Source organism: Mesorhizobium sp. B4-1-4 (genome assembly GCF_006439395.2).
Lineage (GTDB): Bacteria > Pseudomonadota > Alphaproteobacteria > Rhizobiales > Rhizobiaceae > Mesorhizobium.
Genome location: NZ_CP083950.1, coordinates 1,146,671 through 1,165,255, shown reverse-complemented (window position 1 = coordinate 1,165,255; position 18,585 = coordinate 1,146,671). Strand labels below are relative to the sequence as shown.

The following is an 18,585-nucleotide window of genomic DNA, read 5'->3' as shown; positions in this document are numbered from 1 at the left end:
CACAGGCGTCTTTGGTGAACAGTTGGCATGGTCTATTTGATTGGCATTCAACCCATTCGGAGAGCCACCATGTCCACCAACACTTCTGTCGCCGGCACCGGCACCACATCCAACGCCTCGGGCGCGATCCTCGCTGGCCGCATCCTTCTCTCAATCCTGTTCATCCTTTCGGGCTTCGCCAAGCTGACCGCGATTTCCGCCACCGCGCAATGGTTCGGCGGTATCGGCATGCCGCTGCCGACGGTCGCCGCGATCGGTTCGGGCCTGCTGGAATTCTTCGGCGGCCTCGCCATTCTGGTCGGCTTCCAGACCCGCATTGTGGCGATCGTGCTCGCCATCTTCACGCTCGCCGCCACCGCCATCGCGCATCTCAACTTCTCGGACCAGATCCAGATGCTGATGCTGGAGAAGAATCTTGGCCTTACCGGCGGCTTCATCCTGCTTGCGGTGATGGGCGCCGGCGCCTACTCGATCGACGCCAAGCGCGGCTGAAATTCCATCCTCCCAACGATCTGAATTCAGGCGGCGCGGAATTTTCCGCGCCGCTCAGACTGCTGACGAACCCCGTCGATTTTCGGCGGGGTTTTGTTTTGCGCGTTGATTGAGCTTTGTAAATTGGTGTCAGGAGAAGATGTCAGGAGGCTGGCGCTGCGCATCTGGCCTCAGGCGGGTGCTGGTTTTGGGCTTGGCCAGAGGCTGATTGCGATCTTTTTCATGTTCTGGGCGGCGGCGGCGATCAGGCACTGGCAGGCGACGCGGGTTCGCCCTCGGAAGCGGGCATAGCGGTGGCCGAAGAGCTGCTTGGCGTCGGCGAAAGACCGCTCGACCGTCTCCTTGCGGCGCCGGTAGATGGCCTTGCCCCATGCGGTCGAGCGATTGGCGTCGACCCGCTCGCGGGCGTCCTGCCAGACATGGCGCGTGATGGTGCGTTCGGCCTTGGCGTTTGAGGTGCAGGAGGCCAACAGCGGACAGTCGCGGCAGATCGCCGGATCGCTCCTGTAATGCCGGTAGCCGCTGCGGTCGGTTGTGGCATAGGCAAGCAACTGGCCCTGCGGGCAACGATAGCCGTCCGCATCCGGCTCATAGACGAAGGCGCTCTTCCTCATCATGCCGGGCTTGGGCGGGGTCGGGTTGCGATAGCCGGTGACGCCCCTGATCGTCCTGTCCTCCAGCCCCTTGGCGATGCCCGGCGTGGCGTAGCCGGCATCCAGCCCCGCAGCCGCCACATTGAAGCCGAAGCGCTCCACCTGGCGGTCGAGCCGGCCGAGATAGACGATCGAGTCATGCACGTTGGCCGGCGTGGCGAACGTGTCGGTGATGATGCCGCAACGGCCATCCACCGTGCGGTGATCGAGATAGAAGAAGCCCTTCGGCTTGCCCTCGCGCACCATGTAGCCGGCCTCCGGATCGGCACGGCTGACCTTGGTCTGCTTCTCGGGCGGCTTGCGCTGCTTCTGCTTCTGCTTCAGCGGCTTTTGGCCATGCAGCGCCCGCTCCACCTCGATGGCGCGGTCGAGTTCGCTCCAGTAGTCGGCCCGCGACTTGGCGACCAGGGCAAGGTCGTATTTGCCCTTGTTGGCGTTGGCCTTCAGATGCGTGCTGTCGGTGTAGAGCACCGTCCCGTCCACCAGCCCCGCCCGGATCGCCTGCTCGACGATGCGGTCGAAGATCGCCTGCGCGATCGTCTCGTCCTGGTAGCGCCGGCGCCGGTTCTGCGACAGCGTCGAGGCGTCGAACACCTTGTCCGTCAGCTTCAGCCGCAAAAACCAGCGGTAGGCGACATTGACCTCGATCTCGCGCACCAGCTGCCGCTCCGAGCGCACGCCGAACAGGTAGCCGATGAACAGCGCCTTGAACATCAAGGTCGGATCGAGCGGCGGTCGGCCATTGTCGGCGCAGTAGAGCGGCGCTGTCAGATCGTGGATGAAGAAAAAGTCGATCGCGCGATCGATCTTGCGCAACAGGTGGTCAGCCGGAACCAGCTGATCCAACGTCACCATCTCGAGCGCGGTCTGTTCAGGGGCGGGTCGCTTCAACATGACCCAGTGAATCAAAAACCCCCGGCAAATGCCAGGGGTTTGTCAGCAGTCTGGGCGGCGCGGAATTTTCCGCGCCGCTTTTTCGTTGTCCAAGCGCCGCGGTGGTTTCGGCCGCAGTCCCGCAGGCGTAAGGTGGACGATAGCCGGCGTGGGCCTGACCGGGGCGCCGGCAAGGGAGTAGCCATGAACCGCAATGCATTGCTCCTGGTTTCGCGGCTGCTGTTTGCCGTGCTGTTCGTGCCGTCTGGCTTCCAGGCACTCAGCAGCATCGCCGGCACAATCAATTATTTCGCCGGCCTCGGCCTGCCGCTGCCAACGCTCGCCGCCTGGGGCACGGGCCTGTTCGAGTTGATCGCCGGATTGCTGATCCTCATCGGGTTCCAGACCCGTATCGTGGCACTGCTGCTGGCGGCCTTCTGCGTCGCGGCCGGGTTCATCGGCCATTACGGCCAAGGCGCCGGCGATGCGACGCTCGCCTTCCTGCACCAGCAGATGCTGATGAAGGACATTGCTATTGCGGGCGGTTTCCTGGCGCTGGCCATGGCCGGTGCGGGAGCATGGTCGGCTGACGGACGCGGGTCCGTCTGAGGCCTGCCTACTTCATCGTCATGCTCGGGCCGCCTTCGACCGACAGCACCAGCCGGCGGTTGGTGATCTTGGCCAGCTGCGCCAGGCGCCCGGCCGGCCGCTCGCCGTAGAGATCGGCAAGCGAGGACGGCAATACCAGCGCCAGGGTGCCATTGGCACGGCTTTCCCATTCCAGTCTCGGCATGATGCCAGGCATCGCGGCGGTCAGCAGATAGACGACACGCATCATCGCCGCCAGCACGCGGGCGCGCTCCAACAGGCGCGGTGGCGCTAGTGCCTTGATCTCTGGCGCGATGCCATCATTGAAGATGCCATCATGGCGATAGGCGCTGGCGAGCGCGAGATAGGCGCGGCCAGGATGGTCGACACCGATGAAAGAAGCATGCGCGATGATGTTCAGCGACTGCCTGCCGCGATATTCGGGATGCGCACGCCAGCCGATATCGGCAAGCAGGCAGGCGGCGTGCCGATAGCGCGCCTCGTCCTCCGTTTCGTCGATGCCGAAAGCCTTGAAGGCCTTGCCGGTCCATTCGACGAGATCATGCGCGTGATGGACCGAACGCGAGCGCAGCAGAGCCAGTTCCTCAGCGGCCGAGATGAGCGGATCGGCGTTCTGCTCCTCCTCATCGAGCAGCGAATAGAGAAAGCCCTCGCGTACGCCCTGCGCCGAGACGACGATCTTCGACGGCTGCATCGCCGACATGATCTCCTGCAGCACGACGGCACCGTAGGGCAGCAGCGAGCGGCGGTTCTTGGAGACGCCCTCGATGCCCTTGACTTTCTCGACCTCGCCCTTGGCCACCTGCTTCAGGAAGTTCTGGGCTGCACCGTCGGCCGAAATCTCGTAGTGATGCATGACGCCGAGCGGGTAGTTGGTCATCTCCATGTGCAGGCGGGCGAGGTTTCGCCAGGTGCCGCCGACTGCGTAGAAGGCCCTGCCCTGTCCGCCCTTGAGTAGTTTCGCCCGCGCCAGTTCCTGGCGCGCGATTTTCTGCGCCTGAACGAGCGAATTCTTCGCCATGTCCTGCAGACGCAGGCCGCCGAGCGGCAGCGTTATGCCTTCGCCCATCGCCTCGCCCTTGATGTCGATCAATTCCAGGCTGCCACCGCCCAGATCGCCGACGATACCGTTGGCGGGGTGAAAGCCGGAGATAACGCCGAGCGCCGAGTAGTAGGCCTCCTGGCGGCCGGAAAGCACCCGGATTTCGGTCTTCAGCACTTCCTCGGCGCGATGGATGAAATCCGGGCCGTTGACCGCCTCGCGGGCGGCGGCGGTCGCCAGCACATACATATGCTCGGCGCCGGCTTGATCGGAGAGTGCCCGAAAACGGCGGAATTCCTCCATCGAGCGCGTCACCGCATCCGGGTCGAGCTTTCCCGTCGATACGATGCCACGGCCGAGACCCGCCAGCATCTTTTCGTTGAACAGCATGGTCGGCGAACGCGCCAATCCCTCATAGACGACGAGACGGATCGAGTTCGAGCCGATGTCGATGATGGACAGCGGACGGCGGTCCTGCAGCCGGCCCTGGGAAATCGACAACATCAGTTGGACGCTGCGGCGTTCTTCTTGCGGCGCTTGAACTGGGCGATCCGCTGGGGCGCATGCGACTTCAGCGCGTCACCCCGTCCCGACAGGCTCGGATTGGTCATGAAATATTCCTGCGCGTTGAACGGTTCCTCGCCCTCCTCCAGCACGACACGCCGGGAAGTTCCATCAGCCAATACGTCGAAACTTTGCTGATTGTCCATGATGTTGCCCAGCATGATCTGACCCAGAACCTGTTCATGCACAGTTGGATTGGTGATCGGCACCATGGTCTCGACGCGGCGGTCGAGATTGCGCGGCATGAGGTCGGCGGAGGAGATGTAGACGATCGCCTCGTCCGCCGGCAGGCCGTGGCCATTGCCGAAGCAGTAGATGCGGCTGTGTTCGAGGAAGCGGCCGACGATCGACTTGACCCTTATGTTCTCCGACAGGCCCGGCACTTGCGGCCTGAGGCAGCATATGCCGCGCACGACGAGGTCGATTTCCACCCCGGCACGGCTGGCATCATAGAGCGCATCGATGATGATCGGGTCGACAAGCGAGTTCATCTTCATCCAGATGCGCGCCGGCCTGCCCTCCAGCGCGTGGGCGACTTCGTCCGATATGTGTTGGAGAATGCGGTTTCTGAGCGTGAACGGCGAGATCGCGATACGCATCTCGGCGGTCGGCTCGGCATAGCCGGTGATGAAGTTGAACAGCTGGGCGACATCGCGCGCGATCGTCGCATCGGTGGTGAAGAAGGACAGGTCGGTGTAGATGCGCGCTGTGACCGGGTGGTAGTTGCCGGTGCCGAGATGCACGTAGTTGCGCAGCTTGCCGTCCTCGCGCCGCACCACCAGGGACATCTTGGCGTGGGTCTTGAGTTCGAGGAAACCGAACACAACCTGCACGCCGGCGCGTTCGAGATCGCGGGCCCAGCGGATGTTGGCTTCCTCGTCGAAACGGGCCTTGAGCTCGACCAGCGCCGTCACCGATTTGCCGGCCTCGGCCGCGTCGACCAGCGCACGCACGATAGGGCTGTCGTTGGAGGTGCGGTAGAGCGTCTGCTTGATCGCCACCACCTCGGGGTCGGCCATCGCCTGGCGCAGGAACTGCACCACCACATCGAAGGATTCGTAGGGATGGTGGACAATGATGTCCTTCTCGCGGATGGCGGCGAAACAGTCGCCGCCATGCTCGCGGATACGTTCGGGGAAGCGGGGATTGTAAGGCGTGAATTTCAGGTCGTCGCGGGCCACGGCGACAATTTCGGAGATCTGGCTGAGCGCCAGCGGGCCGGTGAGCACGCTGATACGGCTCGACGAAACACCGAGCTCGCCGGCGACGAAATCGCGCAGTTCGGCCGGCATCAGCCTGTCGAACTCGATGCGGATCACCGAACCGCGGCGGCGGCGCTTCAGCGCCGTCTCGAACAGTCGCACGAGATCTTCCGATTCCTCCTCGACCTCGATATCGCTGTCGCGGATGATCCGGAAGGTGCCGGAGCCCTTGACCTCATATCCCGGGAACAGCTTGCCGATATAGAGGCCGACCGCCTCCTCCAGCGGGATGAAGCGGACATGATTCCTGCGGTCCGGCAGGCGGATGAAGCGCTTCAGCGCCACCGGCAGGCGCAGCAGCGCGCTCATCTCCTCGCCATTCTTGCGATGGCGAAGCTGCAGCGCCATCGAGAAGCCGAGATTGGGAATGAACGGGAACGGATGCGCCGGGTCGATCGACAGTGGGGTAAGCACCGGAAACACCTGGTCCTGGAAATGCTCTTCCAGCCAGACCTTCTCGTCCTTGGTCAGGGCGTCGCGGGTGATGCTCTCGATGCCTTCCTTGTTGAGCAGTATCGTCAGCGCCGAAAGGCTCTTCTGCTGATCTTCCTGCAGCCGCTCGACCTCGCGCAGCAGCTGTTCGAGCTGCTGTTCGGGCGTGCGGCCGTCAGGGCTCTTCAGCACGATGCCCTCGCGGACCTGACCGGCGAGGCCGGCGACGCGCACCATGAAGAACTCGTCGAGGTTGGCGGCCGAGATCGACAGGAAGCGCACGCGTTCGAGGAGCGGGTGGTGCTCGTTCAGCGATTCTTCGAGAACGCGGCGATTGAACTGCAGCCAGGAAAACTCCCGATTGACGAAACGGTCCGGATTGCCGCCCTGCGGGCTCGCCGCCTCGACATTGATGAATTCGCTCTGCACCGGCTTCAGTTCGTTCATGATTCCTGCTCTTCCCAGCCGCTGTCGTCCGAACGCCGCGCCCGCGAGGGTCGTCCGACGAATCGACACATACCCTCCCGTAACCGATTCCGGTTGCGGGGGTCAGGCATGACCGAGCTTAACTTATCCTCTGACAGGCTTTTGCAACAGTTTGATTTCATCGATCTTGCAAAGAGACGGGTTATGATCCAGATGCAATTGCAAGAGATCAGGAGACGACGATGGCAGGCGGTTCCATTCCCCATTTCCAGAACGATGCGGGCTACCCGGCGATCGACATCGGGGTCAAGGAATTCATGTGCACGGGCGCCAACCCGCCTTTCGACCACCCGCATGTGTTTCTCGATATGGGCGACGACAATGAGAAGGTCTGCCCCTATTGCTCGACGCTCTACCGCTATTCGCCAAAGCTGAAGGCGACGGAAACGGTGCCGGCCGGCTGTCTCTACATCGACCGGGCCGCCTGATTTCCAGCGGCTGAAATCATGCCCGATGCACAGCCCCGGCAGATCGTGATCGCCGGAGCTGGCGTCGCCGGGCTGACCGCGGCCCTGGCTTTCGGCGAACGCGGCTACCCCGCACAGCTGTTCGAACAGGCGGAGCGGCTGGACGCGGTGGGCGCCGGCATCCAGCTTTCTCCAAACGCGACACATATCCTACGCCAGCTCGGCGTGCTCGACCGGCTGCTGCCGGCAGCGGTGCGTCCGGAAGCAGTGGTGCTGAAGGACGCCGCGACGTTGCGCGAACTGGCGCGCGTGCCGCTGGGGCAAGCCGCCGAAAAACGTTGGGGGGCGCCTTATCTCGTCGCTCACCGGGCCGATCTGCAGAGCGCACTGACCGAACGCGTCGCCGAAAACCCGAATATTGCGCTCGTCACAGGCGCGCGCTTGAGCGATGTTGTCACAGGTGGCGATGGTGTGACGGCCACAGTCGAGAAGGACGGCAAGACCGTCCAGTCACAGGGCTTCCTTTTGGTCGGGGCCGATGGCGTATGGTCGTCGGTGCGCGCGGTTGTCGATCGGGCCCGGGGAGCGGCATCGCCGAGAAGCCGTTTTTCCGGCGAACTGGCCTGGCGCACCACTGTCGCTGCCGGCAGCGCCGCCGGACAAGCATTTGCCGCGATCGGCGCTACCGACAGCGTCACGACCTTCCTGCATCCGGGATTCCACATGGTCGCCTACCCCGTCAGCAAGAGTGACGCTTTCAACCTTGTCGCCTTCACCAGAGGCGAGCGCATTGCCGAGGGCTGGTCCGGGCATGCCGATCCCGGCATCCTCGCCGGCGCCATGCGCGGCACGGCCGCGGGCCTTGCAAGGCTGGTAGAAATGGCTGGCCCTTGGCTGACTTGGCCGCTCCATACAGTCGAACAGAAGCAGCCCTGGACGACGCCAGCCGGCATCGCTCTGATCGGTGACGCCGCACATGCGATGACCCCGTTCGCTGCACAAGGCGCGGCAATGGCCATCGAAGACGCGGCAACGCTTGCCAGCCTGGTGGCTGACTTCCCTGCCGATCTGCGTCAGAGCCTCACCATCTGGGAAAATCTCCGGCGGCCGCGCATCGTCAAGGTCATCCGGCGCGGTGCGCTTAACCGCCTCGCCTGGCATGCCTCGGGTCCGGTGGCATTCGCCCGCAACCTGGTTCTGGCGAAGCGGCCACCGGAAAAGCTCGTTGCGGATCTGGACTGGCTCTACGGATGGAGGCAGCGGAGGATCATCAGGCGTTAGCCCGCCAGGAAGTCCCATCTGTCTTGACGCAATGGTGAATTGTAGTTACATTTTTGTGGTTACTGCGCATGAACGAATTGCGGTTTGAATGGGATCCAGAAAAGGCAGCATCAAATCTGCGCAAGCATGGCGTGAGTTTCGAGACTGCCGTTCGTGTTTTCTCCGACCCTTCCGCGCTGGCGGTACAGGACAGAGTCGAAAACGGCGAATACCGTTGGCAGACCATCGGTAGGATTGACGGCACGCTCGTATTGCTTATTGCCCATGCCGATCGAGAAGAAGATGGAACCGAGGTTATACGGATCATTTCAGCGCGCAGAGCCACGACGAAAGAAAGAAGATATTATGCGCAAAATCGTTCGATTTGAATTCGACCCGACAAATCCCTCTCCGTTGACAGAAGCACAGAAGGCGGAAATCGCAGCGTTGAAAGCGCGCTCGCAAGATGACGTCGATACGAGCGACACTCCCGAATTGGCCGAAGAATTCTGGCAAAATGCTGCTCGAAATCCGCATTTCAGACCTATAAAGCAGCAACTGACCCTTCGCCTCGATTCCGACCTTGTCGCCTGGTTCAAGAGACGCACCCCCGATGGTCGGGGCTATCAGAGCGCGATCAACAAGGCACTACGCGACTATATGATGAGGCAGGATCGCAAAACGGGCTGACCGCTGCTGTCCAAATTTCAATTGTAAAGCCGCAGCGACAGCCCAAGCGAAGCCGGGAGCGGATTCCACCAGCCAGTGCGAAGCCCGGCCGTGCGCAGTGCCGCCGCCGTCCAGGTGTTGCAGCCGATCAGCGCGTTGAAACGGCCATTCGCCTCGTAGAAGCGGTCGAAGTTGGAGTAGCCCGCATTCTCGATCACGACCGGGCCGTTCTGCCCCTGCTGGAAGCTGGCCGCGATATAATCGAGCAACGCCGCGAACCGATCCTCGCCAATGTCGAAGCCAGCGACGTCAGGATGCGGCTCGGCGATCGCGCCGGCGACATCGACATGCATCACAGAGGCATCGAGCGTCATCGCCTTGACCACTGGCACCGCCTTTAGTTGCGACCATGTTGGCGTTTCAAGATAGAAGGCGCGACCACCCCAGCCGAAGACGATGTAGCGCACCTCGGGTGCGTCGGCCGGAAGGCCGGCCTCGGTCAGGAAATGAAAACGCCTGCGAACCGCGTCGTCCACCGGGATGGCGATGTCGGTGTGGATCGGGTTCTTCAGCACCAATATGCGCCGCGTGCTCTCGCCAGCGGCGGCCGCCGGCCAGAGCGGGCGTGGCACCAGCGTGCCGAGGACGGCGGCAAGCATGAACATGGCTGCCAACATGGCCAGGAAACGCAGGGGCTTTTTCATCGGCGTCCGGTTTGGGGGCTCCCTCTCCTCGACGGCAGCGACCATGGCCGATCGCCATATGCAAAAAGCCCGGCCGTGGTGCCGCCGGGCTTGTTTTGAACCGGTGCCGGAGCGCTCAGTGCAAGATCTGCGACAGGAACAGTTTCGTACGCTCGTGGCGCGGATGATCGAAGAATTCGGCCGGTGTGTTCTGCTCGACGATCTGGCCCTGATCCATGAAGATCACCCGGTTGGCGACCTTGCGGGCAAAGCCCATTTCGTGCGTGACGCACAGCATGGTCATGCCTTCCTCGGCAAGGCCGACCATGGTCTCCAGCACTTCCTTGATCATTTCCGGGTCGAGCGCCGAGGTCGGCTCGTCGAACAGCATGATGCGCGGGTTCATGCACAGCGAACGGGCGATCGCCACGCGCTGCTGCTGGCCGCCGGAGAGCTGGCCCGGATACTTGTTGGCCTGCTCCGGAATCTTGACGCGCTTGAGGAAATGCATGGCGATTTCCTCGGCCTGCTTCTTCGGCGTCTTGCGCACCCAAATCGGCGCCAACGTGCAGTTCTCCAGGATGGTCAGGTGCGGGAACAGATTGAAGTGCTGGAACACCATGCCGACCTCGCGGCGCACTTCGTCGATCTTCTTCAGATCATTGGTCAGTTCCTTGCCGTCGACGATGATCTTGCCCTTCTGGTGCTCTTCCAGGCGGTTGATGCAGCGGATCATCGTCGACTTGCCGGAGCCGGACGGGCCGCAGATGACGATGCGCTCGCCGCGCATAACCTTGAGGTTGATGTCCTTCAGCACATGAAACTCGCCGTACCATTTGTGCATGGCGATGATGTCGATGGCGACATCGGTGGTCGAGATGTGCATCTTGGCGGCATTGACCTTGAGCTCTTCCGCGCTGACGGCGTTTTCGGTGGCCATGACAGGATCCCCTTATTCTTTTGTTTAGCGTCTGTAGCCGGTGTCGAGTCGGCGTTCGGTGTACATCGAATAGCGCGACATGCCGAAGCAGAACAGCCAGAACACGAAGGCGGCGAAGACCAGACCGGATTTCGCGGTCTGTGGCGTCGCCCAATTGGCATCCGAGAAATTCTGTTTGACGACGCCGAGCAGGTCGAACATCGAGATGATGAGAACCAGACTGGTGTCCTTGAACATGCCGATGAAGGTGTTGACGATGCCGGGGATGACCAGCTTCAGCGCCTGCGGCAGCACGATCAGCCCCATCTTCTGCCAGTAGCCGAGGCCAAGCGAATCGGCGCCTTCATACTGGCCCTTCGGGATCGCCTGCAGGCCGCCGCGCACGACTTCGGCCATATAGGCCGCCGCAAACAGCGACACGCCGATCAATGCCCTGAGAAACTTGTCGAAGGTGACCCCAGCCGGCAGGAACAGCGGCAGCATGACGCTGACGAAGAACAGAACGGTGATCAGCGGGATGCCGCGCACCGTCTCGATGAAGACCACACAAAGCGTCTTGACGATCGGCATCTTCGAACGCCGGCCGAGCGCCAGCACAGTGCCCAGCGGTAGCGACACGGCAATGCCGACGAAGGACAGGCTGAGCGTTACCAGCAGGCCGCCCCACCGCGAGGTCTCGACATGCGGCAGGCCGAACATGCCGCCGATCAGCAGAACGAACGAAACGATCGGCAACACCAGGAAGAGCAGGATCGCGTTCAGTCCCTTGCGCGGCACGCGCGGGATCAGCATCGGCACCAGCAGCGCCACGAACAGGATGGCGACCAGAATCGGGCGCCAGCGCTCCTCGATCGGATAGGTGCCGAACATGAACTGGCCGAACTTGGCATTGACGAAGGCCCAGCACGCGCCGCTCCAGCCGTCCGGCTGAATGCCGCCTTGCGCAACGGTGGCGCAGACAGTGCGATTCGGCCCTGTCCACTGGGCATTGATGAACGCCCAGTTGATGATCTGCGGCAGGATCATGACGACCAGCGCGATGCCTATGATGGTCAGGATCGTGTCACCGACCGAACCGACCAGGTTCTTGCGCACCCAGGCCGTTGGGCCGCGCACGCTTGCTGGCGCAGGCTGCGCCAGCACCATCTCGGCACGCACCCAGGACATGTCGTGTTCCTGCATGGCTCTACCTTTCCACCAGCGCCATCTTGGCGTTGACCACGTTCATGACGGCCGAGGTCACAAGGCTGAGTATGAGGTAGGCGACCATCATGATCAGCACGCCTTCGACCGCCTGTCCGGTCTGGTTGAGCACGGTGCCGGCGGTCGCCGTCAGGTCCGGATAGCCGATGGCGATCGCCAGCGACGAGTTCTTGGTCAGGTTGAGATACTGGCTGGTCAGCGGCGGGATCACGATGCGCATGGCCTGCGGCACCACGACGAGCCGCAAAATCGGCCCCGAGCGCAAGCCCAGGGCGCCGGCCGCCTCGGTCTGGCCTTTGCTGACCCCCCTGATGCCGGCGCGCACGATCTCGGCGATGAAGGCTGCCGTGTAGCAGGACAGAGCCAGATAGAGCGACAGGAACTCCGGCTTGACCTGGAAGCCGCCGGTCAGGTTGAAGGTCGACTGTTTCGGCAGATCAAAGGTGAGCGGCATTCCGCTGAGCAGGAAAGCGAGCAGCGGCAGGCCAACGATCAGCGCGAAGGAGGTCCAGAACACCGGGAATTGCTGGCCGGTCGCCATCTGGCGCTGGCGCGCCCTGCGGGCGACGAACCATGCCATGGCAACAGCCACGACGAGCGCCACCAGGATCAGCCAGGAACCCTCGCCCCAGATGGTGCGCGGAAAATAGAAGCCGCGCTGGTTGAGGAAGGAACCAAACGGCAGATGGATACTGTCACGTGGCGCCGGCAGCACGGCAAGCACGCCGGAATACCAGAAGAAGATGACCAGCAGCGGCGGGATGTTGCGAAAGATCTCAACATAGACCGTGCAGATCTTCTGGATCAGCCAGTTCTGCGACAGGCGGCCGATGCCGATGACGAAGCCGATGATGGTGGCGGTGATGATGCCGGCGACGGCGACGATGATCGTGTTGATCAGGCCGACGACGATGGCGCGGCCGTAAGTATCGTCAGACGTGTAGGCGATCGGCGTGTCCGAGATATCGAACCCGGCACGTCCCTTGAGGAAGCCGAAGCCGGAGGCGATGTGCAGGCGCTGCAGATTGTCGATGACGTTCTGCACGATCCACCACACAGAGCCGAACAGAACGATGACGACAAGCGTCTGGAAGAAGAGACTGCGGACTTTCGGATCATTGACGAAGGAAGCCCGGCTGGACTCCTCGCGAAGAACTTCCTGCGATGCCATTCGACCGTCCCCTGGAAAGAGAAACCGGGAGGCAGATGATATGCCTCCCGGATCACATTTCAATCAGCGGATCGGCGGAGCATATTGCAGGCCGCCCTTGGTCCACAGCGCGTTGATGCCGCGAGCGATCTTGAGCGGGCTGCCCGAGCCGACATTGCGATCGAACATTTCGCCGTAATTGCCGACGGCCTTGACGATGTTGACGACCCAGTCATTGGAGACGCCGAGATCGGTGCCGATCTTGGTGTCGGCTTCCTGGCCGAGCACGCGCTTGATCTCGGGGCTTGTCGAGTTCTTCATCTCATCGACATTGGCCTTGGTGATGCCAAGTTCCTCGGCGTCGAGCAGCGCGAAATAGGTCCACTTGACGATATGGTACCACTGGTCGTCGCCCTGGCGCACCGCCGGTCCGAGCGGCTCCTTGGAGATGATCTCGGGCAGCACGACGTGATCGGCTGGCGAGCCGAGAGTGAGGCGGATGCCGTAGAGACCCGACTGGTCGGTGGTGTAGACATCGCAGCGGCCGGCATCGTAGGCGGCATTGACCTCTTCGAGCTTCTCGAAGACGACCGGATTGTACTCCATCTTGTTCGCCTTGAAGTAGTCGGCGAGATTGAGCTCGGTGGTGGTGCCGCTCTGCACGCAGACGGCGGCGCCCGAAAGCTGGAGCGCCGAATTGACGCCCGGCAGTTTCTTGGCGTTGATCATGAAACCCTGGCCGTCATAGTAGGTCGTGCCGACGAAATTCAGGCCAAGTGCTGTGTCGCGGTTGATGGTCCAGGTGGTGTTGCGCGACAGAACGTCGACCTCGCCGGACTGCAGGGCGGTGAAGCGCTCCTTGGCGCTGAGCGGCGTGAACTTGACCTTGGTGCCGTCACCGAAGACAGCGGCTGCAACGGCGCGGCAGAAATCCGCGTCGATGCCTTGCCAGTCACCCTTGTCATCCGGCGCCGAGAAGCCGGCCAAACCTGTCGAGACGCCACACTGGATGAAGCCCTTCGCCTTGACGGTGTCGAGCGTGCTCGCCGAAGCGGCCGACGCCATAATCCCCAGCGTGGCGGCGCCAAGAATGCCGAAAGCAATATGTTTCATGACCCACAGACCCTTTTCTCTGTTTTCAGGCAAACCCTGATCTTTTTTCCCGTGTGAACGCAGTTCCCATCCCGGCCCATTCCCGGAACCCCGCATCGCAACCGACGCGCTGCCTCCCATTCACGGACGGCATCGAAGGCGATAATTCCCGTGAGGTCAAGGGAAATGACCGAATCCCAACGTGTTTGAAAATCGATTGCCCTGTTTGCCTGAATTGCAGACAAACGCACCCGCAATTTGATCAGTGTGCAAATAAAGCCGGCAAAGCGCATTCAACACAATGCGGGGCCGCGGTAACGAAATCCATCTTCGCAATAGCTTTGGCGCTACTGATCTGGACGCGCCACGAATTGGCCCTTCCGAAGACTGTCACCAGGGCTGCGGCCTTGGAACGCGCGAGATGGGAGCCTCGTTCCGGCCGCCGCCATCAACGCGCCGGAAATGCGCGGGATCAACTGGGCCGTGACTGCCTTTTCCCGGGGAAACGAGGACGGCGATGGCGGCGACCCCCACCATGTTCATGACGCCGACAACGAACAGCAGGGCGATCAGCACCACGCACTTGGCAGCGAGGTCGGCGCCTGGCCGCGACGCCGATCCGCTGGAGAATTGGCACATTCGAAGTCCATTCCTGGCGGGTGCTGGGCTGTTGCACGGCCCATGACGCCGCACTATGGCTAGCGCCCTATCAAACAAGGCGAAGAAGAATGGCGAAAGACGGCAGCGCGCAGGGTTACGGCAAGGTGGGCATCAACACGCGGCTTGCCCATTCGGGCAACAACCCGCATGACTATTTCGGCTTCGTCAATCCGCCGGTTGTGCATGCCTCCACCGTGCTGTTCCGCAATGCCGAAGCAATGGTGGGACGCAGCCAGAAATACACTTACGGTACGCGCGGCACGCCGACGACGGATGCCCTTGCCCACGCCATCGACGCGCTGGAGGGATCCGCCGGCACCATCGTGGTGCCGTCTGGCCTGGCAGCGGTGACCGTTCCGCTGCTCGCCTTCCTATCGGCCGGCGATCATCTCCTGATCGTCGATTCCGTCTACCATCCGACCCGCAATTTCGCCGACACGATGCTGAAGCGGCTCGGCGTCGAGGTGGAGTATTATGATCCCCGCATCGGCGCTGGCATTGCCGCCTTGATCAAGCCCAACACCAGGGTCGTGTTCACGGAATCGCCGGCTTCCAACACCTTCGAGGTGCAGGATATCCCGGCGATCGCCAAGGCGGCGCGTGCGGCCGGCGCCATCGTGATGATGGACAATACCTGGGCGACGCCGCTCTATTTCCGGCCGCTCGACCATGGCGTCGACATCTCCATCCATGCAGCAACCAAATATCCGGCCGGCCATTCCGACGTGCTGCTTGGCACGGTCTCGGCCAATGAGAGCTGCTGGAAGCAACTTTATGAGAGCTTTTGCACGCTTGGTTGCTGCGCGGGCCCCGACGATGTCTACCAGGTGCTGCGCGGCCTGCGGACCATGGGCGTGCGCCTGGAGCATCACCAGCGCAGCGCATTCGCCATCGCGTCGTGGCTCGAAGGCGAGAAGGGCGTGGCGCGCGTGCTTCACCCCGCCCTTCCCAGCCATCCTGACTACAACCTATGGAAGCGCGACTTCACCGGTTCGAGCGGCATCTTTTCGATCGTGCTTGCCGGAGGCGGCCAGAGACAGCAGCACGCCTTCCTCGACGCGCTGCGGATATTTGGGCTCGGCTATTCCTGGGGTGGGTATGAGAGCCTTGCGGTGCCGGTCTGGCTCATCGACCGCGTTGTTGCAACGGCCCCTTATGAAGGTCCGTTGATCCGCCTGCAGATCGGCCTTGAGGATGTCGACGACCTGAAAACCGACATCATGCGCGGCCTGGCCGCAGCCGCCGCCTGACCGTCGCAAACGAGGCCGACTGCCGGACGGAACGGCAAGAACGACCACAACATCTTTGACGCTGATGACAAAGCGCGAGCCTCTCGCAGCAGTCCGGCGAGGCGCGGCGCGCAATATTATTCTCCCGGGTCGCGACTTTCCGGATTTGTTTGACTTTCAAATCCGCGGGTTCGGCTGCATTGCGTGGCGCACCGGAATCCGCGCTCAACCCACTCGTCATAGGCTTGCCCATGGCCTTTCGTCTTTTTGTCCCCATCCTCGCCGGCGCGACGCTGCGTGAACGCATGCTGGCGTGTATCGGCGCCACGCTCGGCATCGCGCTGACCGGCGTGATCAGCGGGCTGGCCATGGGCGGCGGCCCGCACGTAGCCCTGCTGGTGGCGCCGATGGGCGCATCCGCCGTGCTTCTCTTCGCCGTACCGGCGAGCCCGCTGGCGCAGCCCTGGTCGATCATCGGCGGCAATTCGATATCGGCGCTGGTGGGGGTTACCGTGGCGCATTTCGTCCATGATCCGGTCATTGCGTCGGGCCTGGCTGTAGCGCTCGCCATCGCGGCGATGTCGTTCACACGCTGCCTGCATCCGCCAGGCGGCGCGGCGGCGCTGACGGGGGTGCTCGGTGGGCCGGCCGTCATCAGCGCGGGCTTCCTGTTTCCGTTCGTGCCGGTGGCCTTGAATTCGACCATTCTGGTCACGCTCGGCTTCCTCTTCCACAAACTCGCGCGGCGCAACTATCCGCATGTCGCCGCCCCCGCCGCCAACAGCCACGGCACCGCCGATCCGCCGGCGCAGCAGCGCGTCGGCTTCCGGCCCGAGGATATCGACGCGGCGCTGACCACGCTCGACGAGACGTTCGACATCGACCGCGACGACCTCGAACGGCTGCTGAGACAAGTCGAGTTGCAGGCCATGGTGCGCTCGCACCGGACGCTGCTGTGCAAGGACATTATGTCCCGCGACGTCGTTTCAGTGCCCGAGCAGGCCACGATCGACGAGGCGCGCCAGCAACTGCTCGATCATAATATCCGCACCTTGCCGGTGGTCGACGCCGAAGCAAGGCTGGTTGGCGCCGTCGGCTTGCGCGAACTGACGAAAGCCACCGACACCGTGAAGAGCGTGATGTCGAAAGCCGGCACCGCCGCGCCCGAGGCGCCGGCGATGAGCCTGCTGCCGGTGCTGACCGACGGGCGCAGCCATGCCGTGGTCATCGTCGACGGCGAGCGGCGGATTCTCGGCCTGATCACCCAGACCGACCTTCTGGCGGCGGCCGCGCGCGTGCAAACGGCAGGCAAGGGATTGGCGGCGGCTTGAAATAGCGGTGCCGCCACGGTGGGAGCGGTCGATGTTTTTCCGCTTCCAACTCAAGATGAAAGGCCATGTCGACGTATCGCCCTGACCCGCGGGCCCGCTCGAGGTACAGGGAACCGCACCCGGCCTCGTCGCGGCGGGCGGCATGCATCCACGAGTCATCATGGCGCGGCCTGCGCCGCTCGATCCTGGCGTCGGGGGCGCAGATCCTTGGTCCGGTCATGCGGAAAATCGTGCTGCTGATCGACGGTAGCTTTTCGATCATGCTGATCCATCGCTATCGCGGATTCCAGGCAGCCGGGTCTAGAATCCGAACGCCAGCCACGCGGTCCCGACGACGAGCGTCACCAGCGTCAGCGGCAGGCCGACCTTGAAGAAAGCGCCGAACGATAGCTGCGTGCCCGCGCTGCGCGCCTGTTCGGCGACGATCAGGTTGGCGACCGAGCCGAGCAACGTGAAATTGCCGGCCAGCGTCGAGCTCATGGCGACGACCAGCCAGGCGCGCTCCGGATTCTCCAGGCCGGGTATGAACGGCCGCAGCGCCAGCACGGCCGGAACATTGCTCATGATGTTGGAGAGTACCGCCGTGAAGCCGGACAGGCGCCAGACGTCGTCCAGGCCGAGATTCCTGGCCGAGGCAATGATGTCGGGCGTCAGCAGCGTCCTTTCGGCGCCCGCCACCACCACGAACAGACCGGCGAACATGAACAACAGCGGGCCATCGATCTCACGGTAGATGCGTTCCGGCTTGATGGCGCGGGTGAGCAGGAGAATGGCGCCGCCGATCAAGGCTGCCTTGGCAACGGGAACGCCGGCGAAGAAGGCAATGGCCAACCCGATGCAGACAATCACGGCCTTCAGCACTTGCCCGCGATGCATGCGGCCGCGCGAGAGATGCGGCGTCAATTGGGCGGTGCGGGTGAATTCGGCCCGGTAGACGATGCGCACGATGACGATGACCGCGACAAGGCCGAACAAGGCGACCGGCGCCAGCGCCGCCGAAAAGGCCGGATAGGAAATGCCCGACAGCGCCCCGATGACCATATTCTGCGGATTGCCGGTAATGGTGGCGACACTGCCGCAGTTCGACGCCGTGGCGGTGGCGATCAGATAGGGAACCGGGTTGCGGTTGATGACGCGGGTGACGTGGACGACGATCGGCGCCATGACCAGACAGATGGCGTCATTGACCAGGAAGGCCGAGAGCACGCCGGTCAGCAGCGTCACCATCACCAGGAGCATGAAGGGCGCATGCGCATGCTCGATGGCGATGGCGCCAAGGCCGCGGAAGGCGCCCGACACCTTCAGATGCGCCACCACGATCATCATGCCGAGGAGAAGCGTGATGGTGTCGAAATTGATGGCGCGGTAGGCATCCTCCATGCTGACCGTGCCGATGGCGATCATCGCCGCGCCGCCAAGCAGCGCAATGCCTGCCCGGTCAAGGCGCAGGCCAGGTATACGGCCGATGGCGACGCCGGCATAGGTGAGGACCAGGATCAGCAGTGCCGTCGCGCCCATCAGTGTCATCGATAGAAGCCCTGCTCGATC

19 protein-coding genes are annotated in these 18,585 nt (G+C 62.9%); 8 read left to right on the top strand and 11 right to left on the bottom strand.

Features of this window, described 5'->3' with window-relative positions:
* Nucleotides 1–69 precede the first annotated feature (69 nt).
* Nucleotides 70–492, top strand: a complete 423-nt coding sequence (locus FJW03_RS05470; protein ID WP_140767413.1) for a DoxX family protein — start codon at nucleotides 70–72, stop codon at nucleotides 490–492.
* A 26-nt stretch (nucleotides 493–518) separates the two neighbouring features.
* Here the strand turns inward: FJW03_RS05470 and FJW03_RS05465 are convergent, their stop codons facing one another.
* Entirely contained in the window at nucleotides 519–656 is a 138-nt protein-coding gene (locus FJW03_RS05465; protein WP_226890596.1) for a hypothetical protein, read from the bottom strand.
* 6 nt (nucleotides 657–662) lie between these two features.
* Nucleotides 663–2,039, bottom strand: coding sequence for an IS1182 family transposase (locus tag FJW03_RS05460; protein ID WP_140767523.1), 1,377 nt, complete (start codon nucleotides 2,037–2,039; stop codon nucleotides 663–665).
* 183 nt (nucleotides 2,040–2,222) lie between these two features.
* On the opposite strand from FJW03_RS05460, the gene FJW03_RS05455 reads away from it, so the two are divergent.
* On the top strand, nucleotides 2,223–2,627 hold the full coding sequence (locus FJW03_RS05455) for a DoxX family protein (RefSeq protein ID WP_140611331.1): 405 nt from the start codon (nucleotides 2,223–2,225) through the stop codon (nucleotides 2,625–2,627).
* A gap of 7 nt (nucleotides 2,628–2,634) precedes the next feature.
* On the opposite strand, the gene ppx is transcribed toward FJW03_RS05455, so the two are convergent.
* Both ppx and FJW03_RS05445 read right to left on the bottom strand, forming a co-directional pair.
* A complete protein-coding gene (ppx, locus tag FJW03_RS05450; protein ID WP_140765651.1) occupies nucleotides 2,635–4,173 on the bottom strand; it encodes an exopolyphosphatase in 1,539 nt (512 codons plus the stop codon).
* Nucleotides 4,173–6,374 (bottom strand): RNA degradosome polyphosphate kinase, encoded by a 2,202-nt coding sequence (locus FJW03_RS05445; RefSeq protein WP_140765649.1) that lies wholly within the window; start codon nucleotides 6,372–6,374, stop codon nucleotides 4,173–4,175. Before FJW03_RS05445 ends, ppx begins: the two co-directional genes overlap by 1 nt.
* Nucleotides 6,375–6,595: 221 nt before the next feature.
* On the opposite strand from FJW03_RS05445, the gene FJW03_RS05440 reads away from it, so the two are divergent.
* The 4 genes from FJW03_RS05440 to FJW03_RS05425 all read left to right on the top strand — a co-directional run bounded on the left by FJW03_RS05440 (nucleotide 6,596) and on the right by FJW03_RS05425 (nucleotide 8,770).
* The gene (locus tag FJW03_RS05440; protein ID WP_140611337.1) at nucleotides 6,596–6,841 is read left to right on the top strand and encodes a zinc-finger domain-containing protein; all 246 of its coding nucleotides are present in this window, start codon (nucleotides 6,596–6,598) and stop codon (nucleotides 6,839–6,841) included.
* An 18-nt stretch (nucleotides 6,842–6,859) separates the two neighbouring features.
* A complete protein-coding gene (locus FJW03_RS05435) occupies nucleotides 6,860–8,101 on the top strand; it encodes an FAD-dependent monooxygenase (protein WP_140765647.1) in 1,242 nt (413 codons plus the stop codon).
* A 68-nt stretch (nucleotides 8,102–8,169) separates the two neighbouring features.
* Entirely contained in the window at nucleotides 8,170–8,469 is a 300-nt protein-coding gene (locus FJW03_RS05430; RefSeq protein WP_140765645.1) for a BrnT family toxin, read from the top strand.
* Complete coding sequence (locus FJW03_RS05425; RefSeq protein ID WP_140611343.1) at nucleotides 8,447–8,770, top strand: BrnA antitoxin family protein; 324 nt, start codon at nucleotides 8,447–8,449, stop codon at nucleotides 8,768–8,770. The genes FJW03_RS05430 and FJW03_RS05425 overlap by 23 nt, the downstream gene beginning before the upstream one ends.
* A gap of 17 nt (nucleotides 8,771–8,787) precedes the next feature.
* Here the strand turns inward: FJW03_RS05425 and FJW03_RS05420 are convergent, their stop codons facing one another.
* From FJW03_RS05420 to FJW03_RS05395, 6 genes are all read right to left on the bottom strand, one after another.
* A complete protein-coding gene (locus FJW03_RS05420) occupies nucleotides 8,788–9,453 on the bottom strand; it encodes a TIGR02117 family protein (RefSeq protein WP_140765643.1) in 666 nt (221 codons plus the stop codon).
* A 115-nt stretch (nucleotides 9,454–9,568) separates the two neighbouring features.
* On the bottom strand, nucleotides 9,569–10,318 hold the full coding sequence (locus FJW03_RS05415) for an amino acid ABC transporter ATP-binding protein (protein WP_031240865.1): 750 nt from the start codon (nucleotides 10,316–10,318) through the stop codon (nucleotides 9,569–9,571).
* 78 nt (nucleotides 10,319–10,396) lie between these two features.
* The gene (locus tag FJW03_RS05410; protein ID WP_140611347.1) at nucleotides 10,397–11,554 is read right to left on the bottom strand and encodes an amino acid ABC transporter permease; all 1,158 of its coding nucleotides are present in this window, start codon (nucleotides 11,552–11,554) and stop codon (nucleotides 10,397–10,399) included.
* A 4-nt stretch (nucleotides 11,555–11,558) separates the two neighbouring features.
* Entirely contained in the window at nucleotides 11,559–12,746 is a 1,188-nt protein-coding gene (locus FJW03_RS05405; protein ID WP_140611349.1) for an amino acid ABC transporter permease, read from the bottom strand.
* Between the two features lie 63 nt (nucleotides 12,747–12,809).
* Entirely contained in the window at nucleotides 12,810–13,838 is a 1,029-nt protein-coding gene (locus FJW03_RS05400; RefSeq protein WP_140611351.1) for an amino acid ABC transporter substrate-binding protein, read from the bottom strand.
* Between the two features lie 369 nt (nucleotides 13,839–14,207).
* Entirely contained in the window at nucleotides 14,208–14,456 is a 249-nt protein-coding gene (locus tag FJW03_RS05395) for a hypothetical protein (protein WP_140765641.1), read from the bottom strand.
* An 89-nt stretch (nucleotides 14,457–14,545) separates the two neighbouring features.
* Between FJW03_RS05395 and FJW03_RS05390 the strand changes: the two genes are divergently transcribed.
* Both FJW03_RS05390 and FJW03_RS05385 read left to right on the top strand, forming a co-directional pair.
* Nucleotides 14,546–15,727 carry a cystathionine beta-lyase gene (locus FJW03_RS05390; RefSeq protein ID WP_140765639.1) on the top strand — a complete coding sequence of 394 codons (1,182 nt, stop codon included), beginning with the start codon at nucleotides 14,546–14,548 and terminating at the stop codon, nucleotides 15,725–15,727.
* Nucleotides 15,728–15,957: 230 nt separating this feature from the next.
* Nucleotides 15,958–17,037 carry an HPP family protein gene (locus FJW03_RS05385; protein WP_140765637.1) on the top strand — a complete coding sequence of 360 codons (1,080 nt, stop codon included), beginning with the start codon at nucleotides 15,958–15,960 and terminating at the stop codon, nucleotides 17,035–17,037.
* Nucleotides 17,038–17,337: 300 nt separating this feature from the next.
* On the opposite strand, the gene FJW03_RS05380 is transcribed toward FJW03_RS05385, so the two are convergent.
* Nucleotides 17,338–18,564, bottom strand: a complete 1,227-nt coding sequence (locus FJW03_RS05380; protein WP_140765635.1) for an anion transporter — start codon at nucleotides 18,562–18,564, stop codon at nucleotides 17,338–17,340.
* Between the last annotated feature and the right edge of the window lie 21 nt (nucleotides 18,565–18,585).

What these genes read in the sequence shown, in the direction of transcription:
- FJW03_RS05470 (WP_140767413.1), top strand. Translation starts at nt 70, where the DNA reads ATGTCCACCAACACTTCTGTCGCCGGCACCGGCACCACATCCAACGCC.
- FJW03_RS05465 (WP_226890596.1), bottom strand. Translation starts at nt 656, where the DNA reads ATGCGCAGCGCCAGCCTCCTGACATCTTCTCCTGACACCAATTTACAA.
- FJW03_RS05460 (WP_140767523.1), bottom strand. Translation starts at nt 2,039, where the DNA reads ATGTTGAAGCGACCCGCCCCTGAACAGACCGCGCTCGAGATGGTGACG.
- FJW03_RS05455 (WP_140611331.1), top strand. Translation starts at nt 2,223, where the DNA reads ATGAACCGCAATGCATTGCTCCTGGTTTCGCGGCTGCTGTTTGCCGTG.
- ppx (WP_140765651.1), bottom strand. Translation starts at nt 4,173, where the DNA reads ATGTTGTCGATTTCCCAGGGCCGGCTGCAGGACCGCCGTCCGCTGTCC.
- FJW03_RS05445 (WP_140765649.1), bottom strand. Translation starts at nt 6,374, where the DNA reads ATGAACGAACTGAAGCCGGTGCAGAGCGAATTCATCAATGTCGAGGCG.
- FJW03_RS05440 (WP_140611337.1), top strand. Translation starts at nt 6,596, where the DNA reads ATGGCAGGCGGTTCCATTCCCCATTTCCAGAACGATGCGGGCTACCCG.
- FJW03_RS05435 (WP_140765647.1), top strand. Translation starts at nt 6,860, where the DNA reads ATGCCCGATGCACAGCCCCGGCAGATCGTGATCGCCGGAGCTGGCGTC.
- FJW03_RS05430 (WP_140765645.1), top strand. Translation starts at nt 8,170, where the DNA reads ATGAACGAATTGCGGTTTGAATGGGATCCAGAAAAGGCAGCATCAAAT.
- FJW03_RS05425 (WP_140611343.1), top strand. Translation starts at nt 8,447, where the DNA reads ATGCGCAAAATCGTTCGATTTGAATTCGACCCGACAAATCCCTCTCCG.
- FJW03_RS05420 (WP_140765643.1), bottom strand. Translation starts at nt 9,453, where the DNA reads ATGAAAAAGCCCCTGCGTTTCCTGGCCATGTTGGCAGCCATGTTCATG.
- FJW03_RS05415 (WP_031240865.1), bottom strand. Translation starts at nt 10,318, where the DNA reads ATGCACATCTCGACCACCGATGTCGCCATCGACATCATCGCCATGCAC.
- FJW03_RS05410 (WP_140611347.1), bottom strand. Translation starts at nt 11,554, where the DNA reads ATGCAGGAACACGACATGTCCTGGGTGCGTGCCGAGATGGTGCTGGCG.
- FJW03_RS05405 (WP_140611349.1), bottom strand. Translation starts at nt 12,746, where the DNA reads ATGGCATCGCAGGAAGTTCTTCGCGAGGAGTCCAGCCGGGCTTCCTTC.
- FJW03_RS05400 (WP_140611351.1), bottom strand. Translation starts at nt 13,838, where the DNA reads ATGAAACATATTGCTTTCGGCATTCTTGGCGCCGCCACGCTGGGGATT.
- FJW03_RS05395 (WP_140765641.1), bottom strand. Translation starts at nt 14,456, where the DNA reads ATGTGCCAATTCTCCAGCGGATCGGCGTCGCGGCCAGGCGCCGACCTC.
- FJW03_RS05390 (WP_140765639.1), top strand. Translation starts at nt 14,546, where the DNA reads ATGGCGAAAGACGGCAGCGCGCAGGGTTACGGCAAGGTGGGCATCAAC.
- FJW03_RS05385 (WP_140765637.1), top strand. Translation starts at nt 15,958, where the DNA reads ATGGCCTTTCGTCTTTTTGTCCCCATCCTCGCCGGCGCGACGCTGCGT.
- FJW03_RS05380 (WP_140765635.1), bottom strand. Translation starts at nt 18,564, where the DNA reads ATGACACTGATGGGCGCGACGGCACTGCTGATCCTGGTCCTCACCTAT.